This is a genomic window from Pseudomonas rossensis, from assembly GCF_039888995.1.
Lineage (GTDB): Bacteria > Pseudomonadota > Gammaproteobacteria > Pseudomonadales > Pseudomonadaceae > Aquipseudomonas > Aquipseudomonas rossensis.
This window is the reverse complement of record NZ_JBBWCB010000016.1, coordinates 55420-65851: the sequence shown is the minus strand read 5'-3', so window position 1 is coordinate 65851 and position 10432 is coordinate 55420. Positions and strand designations below refer to the sequence as shown.

Below are 10432 nucleotides of genomic sequence, written 5' to 3'. Positions count from 1 at the left end.
CTGTGCAGCCTTGGCATCGTCACCGTCGGCCTCGGTGCGGAACTTCGCCCCCAGGCTCAGGAACAGCTGCTGGGCCATGGTGTTGTTACTGTATTTGTTGATGTCGCGGATGATTTCCGCCAGGTCCGGCGAGAAGGCCCGAGCCAGGACCTTGGCGTCTTTGGGTGTTGGCGCCAAACGGTCCACGCCCTGAATGCTGCCGCCCAGTTCCTTCCAGATCGCTCGCACGGCGCCTGCGGTGTAGGTCGCGTGGTCGAGCAGCGACAGGTAAGTCTGGGAGCTGCAACCCTCGCCCAACTGGCCGCCAACCGTCACGGTCACGCTGCCATCGGCCTGGGGCACCGGGTTGTAACGCACGCCACCGGTGCATTGCTTGGAATTGACGGCTTTGACCTGGTTTTCGATGCGAATCTTGGCAATCGGCGGTTCTACCGAAATCAGAACCCTGCCGTTGTCGTTACGCGCCACAAAACGCAGGGCCTTGAGGTTGACCAGCAGTGAATCGGGTTTGACCAGGAACGGTTTGTTGTCGTCATTGCCATCGTCGTTGAACTGGGGCAGTTGCGGTTGTACGAAGAAACTGCGGTCCAGCACCAGGTCGCCGGTGATTTGCGTCACGCCGTTGGCGCGCAGGTCGCGCATCAGCAACCAGAGTTTTTCCATGTTCAGCTTCGGATCGCCGCCACCCTTGAGGTAGAGGTTACCGTTGAGGATGCCGCCGCTGAGCGTGCCGTCGGTGAAGAACTCGGTTTTCCACTGGTGGTTCGGGCCGAGCATTTCCAGCGCCGCGTAAGTGGTGACCAGTTTCATGGTCGAGGCCGGATTGACGGAGACGTCAGCATTGAAAATCGTCGGGGTGCCAGGGCCGTTGAGCGGGATCATCACCAGCGACAGGGCGTTGTCCTGCATCTTGCTGGCCTTGAGGGCTTTTTCAACGTTGGGCGACAGGCCGGTGTTGATGGTGGCGGCGGAAACGGGGAGGGCCAGGGGAAAAAGAAGACTGGCCAGCAACAAGGGACGCAAAGATTTGATCATCTGTAATAAAACCCTACAGCCGAGGGGGAAAAGACGAGGGCATGAAGATAAATTCCCTCAGTGGTCATGAAAGTGTCGGCATTATGCCCCAAGGTGTAGCGGCTTGTGCCGTGCCCTGGCCTTCTAATCCGCTATTTTTTACCGACGGTAGGGCTTGCAACCCAGAGAGACGGGCAATCGGCGCCTTAAACTGCTAAAGTGCCGCCCGTTATTACTTATGAGGATTGTTCCAATGGCGACTAACCGTTCCCAGCGTCTGCGCAAAAAACTGTGCGTCGATGAATTTCAAGAGCTGGGTTTCGAACTGAACCTGGATTTCAAAGAAGATTTGGCCGATGAAGCCATTGATGCTTTCCTCGACGCGTTCCTGAAAGAAGCCATGGAAGCCAACGGTCTGGGCTATGTTGGCGGCGACGACTTCGGTCTGGTTTGCCTGCAGAAGCGTGGCTCGGTGTCCGAAGAGCAGCGTGCCGCTGTTGAAGCCTGGCTCAAAGGCCGCAGCGAACTGACTGAAGCAACCGTCAGCCCGCTGATCGACGTCTGGTACCCGGAAAAGCCGATCAATCCGGTAGCTTGATGTCATGAAAAACGGCGACCTGAGGGTCGCCGTTTTTTTATGTCTGGAAGATCAAAAGATCGCAGCCTCGTTGCACTCGACAGCTCCTACAGGGAAAACGCATTCCAAGGTAGGAGCTGTCGAGTGCAACGAGGCTGCGATCTTTTAGTTTCTACGCCAGTTCAAGATCAGCAAGGTCAACACCCCCGCCACAATCCCCCAGAATGCCGAACCGATGGAAAACAGCGTCAGCCCCGACGCCGTGACCATAAAGGTAATCAGTGCTGCCTCACGTTCCTTCACTTCGCTCATGGCGATGCTCAAGCCATTGATGATCGAGCCGAACAACGCCAGTGCCGCAATCGACAGCACCAACTCTTTCGGTAGCGCGGCAAACAGCGCCGCCAGTGTCGCGCCGAACACTCCGGCAATCCCGTAGAAAATCCCGCACCAGACGGCCGCCGTGTAGCGCTTGTTGCGATCCTCATGGGCATGCGGCCCGGTGCAAATCGCCGCGCTGATGGCCGCCAGGTTGATCCCGTGGGAACCGAACGGCGCCAGCAGCAACGAAGCGATGCCGGTGGTGGTGATCAGCGGCGAGGCCGGCACGGTGTAACCGTCGGCGCGCAGAACGGCGATGCCGGGCATGTTCTGCGAGGTCATCGCCACGACAAACAGCGGAATGCCGATGCTGATGGTCGCGGCCAGGGAGAAGTGCGGCGTGGTCCAGACCGGCGTCGCCACTTCCAGATGAAAACCGCTGAAGTCCAGCAGGCCCATGAACCCTGACAGCGCCGTGCCGATCAACAGCGCGGCCAGTACGGCATAACGCGGCGACAGGCGTTTGACCACCAGATAAGTGAAGAACATGCCCAATACCAGCGCGGTGCGATGCTGCGCGGCGACGAAGATTTCGCTGCCGATCTTGAACAGAATCCCCGCCAACAGCGCCGCTGCCAATGAAGCCGGAATCTTTTTCACCAGCCGCTCGAAGCTGCCGGTCAAACCACAAATCGTCACCAGCACCGCGCAGGTAATGTAGGCGCCAATGGCTTCGCCGTAGGTCACGCCGCCCAGACTGGTGATCAGCAACGCCGCGCCGGGTGTCGACCAGGCAATGGTGATCGGCGTGCGGTAACGCAGAGACAGGCCAATCGAGCACACCGCCATGCCAATCGAGATCGCCCAGATCCACGAGGAAATCTGCCCGCTGGTCAGACCCGCCGCTTGCCCGGCCTGGAACATCAGCACCAGCGAGCTGGTGTAGCCGGTCATCATCGCGATGAAGCCGGCGACGATGGCTGAAGGCGACGTGTCGGCCAGAGGGCGTAGCTGCGTGTGTGTGACGTCGTTCATGACAGCGGTGTTCCTTGTTCTGATAAAGATGTCGAATCAACGCTGAACCCTGTGGGAGCGTGGCTTGCCCGCGAAGGCTTCGTGTCAGTCGATATCAACGTTGACTGACACGACGCCTTCGCGGGCAAGCCACGCTCCCACAGGGAATTGCATTCAGGCTGCGGATTCTGCGTTCAAGCCTAAACTCAAAAGTAACCAGTCGTTGCAATACAGCGGAAGCGACAAACAGCCGTACAGTCGTGTTGCCACCCTCCATTGTGTACAATCGCAGTGTTTTTTACGCGATACTTGCCAGCGACCCACTGTGCCGTATTACAGTCACGGTCAATTCGCCGCAGTTCTTCCGACTCGAGTGCCCATGAACGAACAGTTGCAACCCCTAAAGAAACAACCGCGAGCAGGCAAAGCCGGCCGCAGCGGTACCCAGGACGATATTGTCTATGCGCATATCTTCGAGGCCATCCTCGAACAGCGTCTGGCGCCCGGTACCAAGTTGAGCGAAGAAGCGCTGGGGGAAATTTTCGGGGTCAGTCGCACCATCATTCGCCGCGCGCTGTCGCGCCTGGCCCATGAAGGCGTCGTGCTGCTGCGGCCGAACCGTGGCGCTGTCGTCGCCAGCCCGAGTGTCGAAGAGGCTCGCCAGGTGTTCATGGCCCGGCGTCTGGTGGAGCGTGCGATTACTGAATTGGCGGTGCAGCACGCCACTGCCGAGCAGATTGCCGAGTTGCGCCAGATGGTCAACGACGAGCGCGACAGCTTCTCCCGTGGCGATCGCGGCGCCGGTATTCGTCTGTCGGGCGAGTTCCACTTGAAGTTGGCCGAAGCCGCGAAAAATGCGCCGCTGATCAGCTTCCAGCGCAGTCTGGTGTCCCAGACGTCGTTGATCATTGCCCAGTATGAAAGCGGCAATCGCTCCCACTGTTCCTACGACGAGCACACCCAGCTGATCGACGCCATCGAAGCGCGCAACGCTGAGCTGGCGGTGGACCTGATGATGCATCACATGGATCACATCGACAGCAAACTCAACCTGGACGAAGAAAGCGCGTCGGATGATTTGCATGCGGTGTTCTCGCATTTGTTGCAGACCAAGAAGCCAGGGCGGCCAGCGGTCAAACTCTGATTGTCGGTTGTTGCTTTTGATCTATTGACAGGCAACAAAAATCCCCCGTGCTGTAAAGCAACGGGGGATTTTTTACGTCCGGAATATCTTAACGCTGATGCACCTGATTCCCCGCCGCATACGTCTGCAACACCGTCCGGTCATCCCCCAGCGTCATCAACACAAACAACGTCTCGGCAATGTTATTGGCCTGCTTCAAGCGATAGCTCAGCAGCGGTGTGGCGTTGTAGTCCAGCACCAGGAAGTCCGCATCAGTGCCCGGTTGCAGGGTGCCGATCTTGTCTTCCAGACGCAGCGCACGCGCACCACCGAGGGTCGCCAGGTACAGCGATTTGAACGGGCTCAGTCGTGCGCCTTGCATCTGCATGACCTTGTACGCTTCGTTCAACGTTTGCAGCAGCGAGAAACTGGTGCCGCCACCAACGTCCGTACCGAGGCCGACATTCAACTTGTGCTTCTCGGCCATCGGCAGGTTGAACAGGCCGCTGCCGAGGAAAAAGTTCGACGTCGGACAGAAGGCGATCGCCGAGCCGGTTTCAGCCAGCCGCGCACACTCGTCATCGCACAGGTGCACGCCATGGGCGAACACCGAGCGCTCGCCGAGCAGTTTGTAGTGGTCGTAGACGTCCAGGTAGCCCTTGCGCTCCGGGAATAGCTCCTTGACCCACTCCACTTCCTTGAGGTTTTCGCTGATGTGGGTCTGCATGTACACGTCAGGAAATTCGCTGAGCAACTGGCCGGCGAGGGTCAGCTGTTCCGGGGTGCTGGTCGGGGCGAACCGCGGGGTGACCGCATAGTGCAGGCGACCCTTGCCGTGCCAGCGTTCGATCAGCGCCTTGCTTTCGACATAGCTGGATTCGGCGGTGTCGGTCAGGTAGTCCGGGGCGTTGCGGTCCATCATCACCTTACCGGCGATCATCCGCAGGTCCAGCTGCTCGGCGGCTTCGAAGAACGAATTCACCGATTGCGGGTGCACGCTGCCGAATACCAGCGCCGTCGTGGTGCCGTTGCGCAGCAGTTCCTTGATGAAAATGCCCGCGACTTCGTCGGCGTGAGCCTTGTCGGCGAACTGGCTTTCGCACGGGAAGGTGTAAGTGTTGAGCCAGTCCAGCAGTTGCTCGCCGTAGGCACCGACCATGCCGGTTTGCGGCAAGTGAATGTGGGTGTCGATGAAGCCTGGGGTGATCAACGCATCCTGGTAATGGGTGATTTCGATGTCGGCCGGCAGGGTCGGCAGCAAGTCGCTGGCGTGACCAAGAGCGCTGATCTGGCCGTTATCGACCACCAGCAGGCCATCTTCGAAATACTCGTAAGAGGCTTCGATACCGACTTCGGCAGGATCGGCGATGCTGTGCAGAATGGCGGCGCGGTAGGCTTTGCGAGTCAGAGGCATAAAATTTCTCAATTCGTGGCTTGGCTGCGGCGTGAGGCAGGCAGCAGTTTGGCGATCGATGATCCGGCGCTGGCGGTGTGCTGGCCGAAATTGGCGTTATAGGTGGCGATGATTTCGCCGGCGATGGAGATGGCAATTTCCACAGGCAACTTGCCTTTGACTTCGCCGATGCCCATCGGGCAGCGCATGCGTTGCAGCACGGCGCTGTCGAAACCACGGTCCCGCAAGCGGTGTTCGAATTTCACCCGTTTGGTCTTCGAACCGATCAGGCCGAAGTAGGCGAAGTCGTTGCGCTTGAGGATCGCGGCGGTGAGTTCGAGGTCGAGCTGGTGATTGTGGGTCATGACGATGCAGTAGCTGCCGGCGGGCAGGTCATCGATTTCGTCCACCGGTTCTTCGGCGACGATTTTGCGTACGCCGTGGGGGATCTGTTCCGGGAATTCGGCTTCCCGCGAATCGATCCAGCGCACCCGGCAGGGCAAGCTGGCGAGCAGCGGCACCAGCGCCCGGCCGACGTGGCCGGCACCGAACACGGCAATCTGCGCCTGGACCTGGCCCATCGGTTCGAACAGCAACACCGTCACGCCGCCACAGCACTGGCCCAGGCTGGCGCCGAGGCTGAAGCGCTCAAGGTGCGTGTCCTGCTTACCGCTGGCCAGCATCTCGCGGCCGATCTGCATGGCCTTGTATTCCAGATGCCCGCCACCGATGGTGTCGAAGGTCTGGCTGGCGCTGATGACCATTTTCGAGCCGGCGTTACGCGGCGTCGAGCCGAGCTCTTCGATGATGGTGACCAACACACAGGGTTCACCCTGGGATTGCAGGTCGGCGAGGGCGTCGATCCAGTTGTACATGTTTCACCTCAACATCTCTGTTGTCTGTTCGGGCCTCATCGCGAGCAAGCTCGCTCCCACATTGGATTTGTATTGGTCCATAAATCACCACATAACCCTGTGGGAGCGAGCTTGCTCGCGATAGCCGCGCCTCGGTCTTAGAGCGAAGCCAACTCCGGCTCAGCCTCGACAGCCTTCGCCGCCTTCAACTGGCGCATCTGCTCACAGCCCCACAACACCCGCTCCGGCGTCGCTGGTGCGTCGATTTTCGGTTGATGCTTGTAGTCGCCTAGACTGGCCACGGCGTCCTTGATCGCACACCACGACGCAATACCCAGCATGAACGGCGGCTCACCCACGGCCTTGGAATGGAACACCGTGTCTTCCGGGTTCTTGCGGTTTTCCACCAGCTTCACCCGTAGGTCCAGCGGCATGTCCGCCACCGCCGGGATCTTGTAGCTGGCCGGGCCGTTGGTCATCAGTTTGCCTTTGTTGTTCCACACCAGTTCTTCCATGGTCAGCCAGCCCATGCCCTGGATGAAACCGCCCTCGACCTGGCCGATGTCGATCGCCGGGTTCAGCGAGTCGCCGACGTCGTGGAGGATGTCGGTGCGCAGCATTTTGTACTCGCCGGTGAGGGTGTCGATGATCACCTCGCAGCACGCTGCGCCGAAGGCGTAGTAGTAGAACGGCCGGCCCCGCGCCTGGCTACGGTCGTAGAAGATTTTCGGGGTCTTGTAGAACCCGGTGCTCGACAGCGAAACCTGAGCGAAATACGCCTGCTGGATCAGCGATTCAAAGGTCAGGATGTGATCGCGAACCCGCACGTGACCGTTGTGGAATTCCACGTCTTCTTCGCTGACTTTGTACTGCCGCGCGGCAAATTCAACCAAGCGTTTCTTGATGATTTCCGCCGCGTTCTGTGCGGCTTTACCGTTAAGGTCGGCGCCACTGGAAGCGGCGGTCGGCGAGGTGTTCGGCACCTTGTCGGTGTTGGTCGCGGTGATCTGCACGCGGTCCATTTCCACCTGGAACACTTCAGCCACGACCTGCGCGACTTTGGTGTTCAGGCCCTGACCCATTTCGGTGCCGCCATGGTTCAGGTGGATGCTGCCATCGGTGTAGACATGGATCAGCGCACCGGCCTGGTTGAGGAAGCTGGCGGTGAAGGAAATACCGAATTTCACCGGGGTCAGCGCGAGGCCTTTTTTCAGGATCGGACTGTTGGCGTTGTAGCGACGGATCGCTTCGCGGCGCTCGGCGTACTGGCTGCTTTCTTCGAGTTCGGCGGTCATTTCCTCGAGCATGTTGTGCTCGACGGTCTGGTAGTAATGGGTGACGTTGCGCTCGGTCTTGCCGTAGTAGTTGGCCTTGCGCACCGCCAGCGGATCGAGGGCCAGATGACGGGCAATCGCATCCATCACTTCTTCGATGGCAACCATGCCTTGCGGGCCGCCGAAGCCACGGTAAGCGGTGTTCGATGCGGTGTTGGTTTTGCAGCGGTGACCGTTGATGGTCGCGTCGCCCAGGTAGTACGAGTTGTCGGCGTGGAACATCGCGCGGTCGACAATCGACGCCGACAAGTCCGGCGAGCAACCGCAGTTACCGGCCAGTTCCAGCGCAATGCCGTGCAGGCGGCCGGTGCTGTCGAAGCCGACGTCGTACTCGACGTAGAACGGGTGACGCTTACCGGTCATCAGCATGTCTTCGACGCGCGGCAGGCGCATTTTGGTCGGCTGGCCGGTGAGGTGCGCGATCACTGCGCAGAGGCACGCCGGACTGGCGGCCTGGGTTTCCTTGCCGCCGAAACCACCGCCCATGCGGCGCATGTCGACGACGATTTTGTTCATCGACACATCGAGCACTTCGGCGACGAGCTTCTGTACTTCGGTGGGGTTCTGCGTCGAGCAGTAGACGATCATCCCTCCGTCTTCAGTCGGCATCACCGAAGAGATCTGGGTTTCGAGGTAGAAGTGTTCCTGGCCGCCAATGTGCAGCGTGCCCTGGATACGATGCTCGGCGGTTGCCAGGGCACCGGCCGAATCACCGCGCTGATGCGTGTGACTGTCGAGCACGAAGTGGCGTTTGCGCAGCGCTTCAACCACGTCCAGTACCGGCTCCAGATCTTCGTATTCGATGATCGCGGCCATCGCGGCTTTGCGTGCGGTTTCCAGGTCTTTCGCGGCGACGGCGAGCACCGGTTGACCGACGAATTGCACATCGTCGATGGCCAGCAGCGGGTCGCCCGGCAGCAATGGACCGATGTCTTTCAGGCCCGGCACATCTTTGTGGGTGATAGCGATGCGCACGCCTTCAAAGGCGTAGCAAGGCCGGGTGTCGATGCTGATGATTTTTGCGTGGGCGCGGTCCGACAGCCGTGCGTAAACGTGCAGCTGATTCGGGAATTCCAGACGGTCGTCGATGTACTGCGCTTCACCGGACACATGCTTGTCGGCGCTGTCGTGCTTGACGCTGCGGCCGACGCCGGTGGTCAGGTCCTTGGCGAACAGTTCAGCCAATTCGGCCTGGGTCTTCTCTACGGCGTGATGATTAGACATAAGCGGTCACCCGAGTCTCGATGTGCGGTGTTTGCAGTTCGATGAAGTATTTACGCAGCAGGTTTTGCGCGCTGAGCAGGCGGTATTCCTTGCTGGCGCGGAAGTCCGAGAGCGGCGTGAAATCTTCGGCCAGCGCAGCGCAGGCGCGTTCAACGGTGTCGTTGTTCCAGGTGGCGCCGAGCAATACGGCTTCGCATGCCTTGGCACGTTTTGGTGTAGCAGCCATGCCGCCGAAGGCGACGCGAGCGTCGGCGATCACGCCGTTGTCGATGCGCAGGTTGAACGCGGCGCAGACGGCGGAAATGTCATCGTCCAGACGTTTCGACACCTTGTAGGCGCGGAACAGTTGTTCGGCGCTGGCACGCGGCACGATGATCTTTTCGATGAACTCGCTTTCTTGCCGCGCGGTGACCCGGTAATCGATGAAGTAATCTTCCAGGGCCATGGTGCGGCGGACTTCGCCTTTGCACAGGACAATCTGCGCGCCGAGTGCAATCAGCAGGGGCGGCGAGTCACCGATGGGCGAGGCGTTGCCGATGTTGCCGCCGAGGGTGCCCTGGTTGCGGATCTGCAGCGAAGCAAAGCGTTGCAGCAATTCTCCGAAGTCCGGGTACTCGGCTTTCAAGGCCTCGTAGCAATCGGAGAGGGCAGTGGCGGCGCCGATTTCCAGACGATCGTCGAAACGTTCGATACGCTTCATCTCGGCGACGTTGCCGACGTAGATCATCACCGGCAGGGTGCGGTGGAATTGCGTGACTTCCAGCGCCAGATCCGTGCCGCCGGCCAGCAGGCGGGCTTGTGGATAAGCGTCGTAGAGGTCAGCCAGATCGGCAACGGTCAGCGGCACCAGGCAGCGTTTGTCGCCACTGTTGAGTTCGCCGATGTCGGTAGGGGCGATGGCTTTCAGGCGAGCGATGGTGTCGGCTTCACGCGCATCGAACTGGTCCGTTTGCTTGCCGCAGCAGGATTGTTCGGCGGCAGCCAGAATCGGCCGATAGCCGGTGCAGCGGCAGAGGTTGCCGGCCAGCGCTTCGTGGGCTTTATGAGCATCCGGTTGATCGCTGTTCTTTTGCAACGCGAACAACGACATCACGAAGCCCGGGGTGCAGAAGCCGCATTGCGAACCGTGGCACTCGACCATGGCTTTCTGCACGCTGTGCAGCTCGCCTTGGTGCTTAAGATCTTCGACGCTAATCAGTTGTTTGCCGTGCAGTGACGAAACGAACGTCAGGCACGAGTTGAGGCTGCGATAGCGAATGTGTTCGCGGCCATCGTCATCCGTTTGCAGCTCGCCAACCACCACGGTGCAGGCGCCGCAGTCACCGCTGGCGCAGCCTTCTTTGGTGCCGGGTTTGCCCACATGGTCGCGCAGATAATTGAGCACGGTCAGGTTTGGGTCCAGGGCGTGCTCGCTACGGAGTTCCTGGTTAAGTAAAAACTGGATCACGGAAGGCCTCGCAGACTCATTATTGTTGTTAACCGACTTGAACCGAATTTATCAGGTCTGACTTTGCGGTCAATGATTTTCTGACTTAAAGGTCAGGAAATAGCATTTTGTCGATCAACGACGCGTACCTT

At 59.7% G+C, this 10432-nt stretch carries 8 protein-coding genes; 2 read left to right on the top strand and 6 right to left on the bottom strand.

All coding sequences use genetic code 11. The features are described from left to right. Nucleotides 1–1035, bottom strand: a 1035-nt coding sequence (gene dacB, locus WLY71_RS07160) for a D-alanyl-D-alanine carboxypeptidase/D-alanyl-D-alanine endopeptidase (protein WP_347803007.1), incomplete at its 3' end; no start/stop codon positions are given. 232 nt (nt 1036–1267) lie between these two features. On the opposite strand from dacB, the gene WLY71_RS07155 reads away from it, so the two are divergent. Next, on the top strand, nt 1268–1612 hold the full coding sequence (locus WLY71_RS07155) for a YggL family protein (RefSeq protein WP_007896965.1): 345 nt from the start codon (nt 1268–1270) through the stop codon (nt 1610–1612). Nucleotides 1613–1756: 144 nt separating this feature from the next. Here WLY71_RS07155 and WLY71_RS07150 read toward each other — a convergent pair whose 3' ends face one another. After that, nucleotides 1757–2947, bottom strand: coding sequence for a benzoate/H(+) symporter BenE family transporter (locus WLY71_RS07150; protein WP_347803006.1), 1191 nt, complete (start codon nt 2945–2947; stop codon nt 1757–1759). 358 nt (nt 2948–3305) lie between these two features. Between WLY71_RS07150 and WLY71_RS07145 the strand changes: the two genes are divergently transcribed. Continuing rightward, nucleotides 3306–4070, top strand: coding sequence for a GntR family transcriptional regulator (locus WLY71_RS07145; protein ID WP_129442830.1), 765 nt, complete (start codon nt 3306–3308; stop codon nt 4068–4070). Between the two features lie 88 nt (nt 4071–4158). On the opposite strand, the gene guaD is transcribed toward WLY71_RS07145, so the two are convergent. From guaD to xdhA, 4 genes are all read right to left on the bottom strand, one after another. Then, nucleotides 4159–5463: a guanine deaminase gene (gene guaD, locus WLY71_RS07140; RefSeq protein WP_033055675.1), complete on the bottom strand. Its 1305-nt coding sequence runs from the start codon at nt 5461–5463 to the stop codon at nt 4159–4161. An 8-nt stretch (nt 5464–5471) separates the two neighbouring features. Continuing rightward, nucleotides 5472–6317: a xanthine dehydrogenase accessory protein XdhC gene (xdhC, locus tag WLY71_RS07135; protein ID WP_129442835.1), complete on the bottom strand. Its 846-nt coding sequence runs from the start codon at nt 6315–6317 to the stop codon at nt 5472–5474. 137 nt (nt 6318–6454) lie between these two features. Next, the gene (gene xdhB, locus WLY71_RS07130; protein WP_347803005.1) at nt 6455–8854 is read right to left on the bottom strand and encodes a xanthine dehydrogenase molybdopterin binding subunit; all 2400 of its coding nucleotides are present in this window, start codon (nt 8852–8854) and stop codon (nt 6455–6457) included. Next, nucleotides 8847–10301, bottom strand: coding sequence for a xanthine dehydrogenase small subunit (xdhA, locus tag WLY71_RS07125; protein ID WP_347803004.1), 1455 nt, complete (start codon nt 10299–10301; stop codon nt 8847–8849). The genes xdhB and xdhA overlap by 8 nt, the downstream gene beginning before the upstream one ends. Nucleotides 10302–10432: the final 131 nt, after the last annotated feature.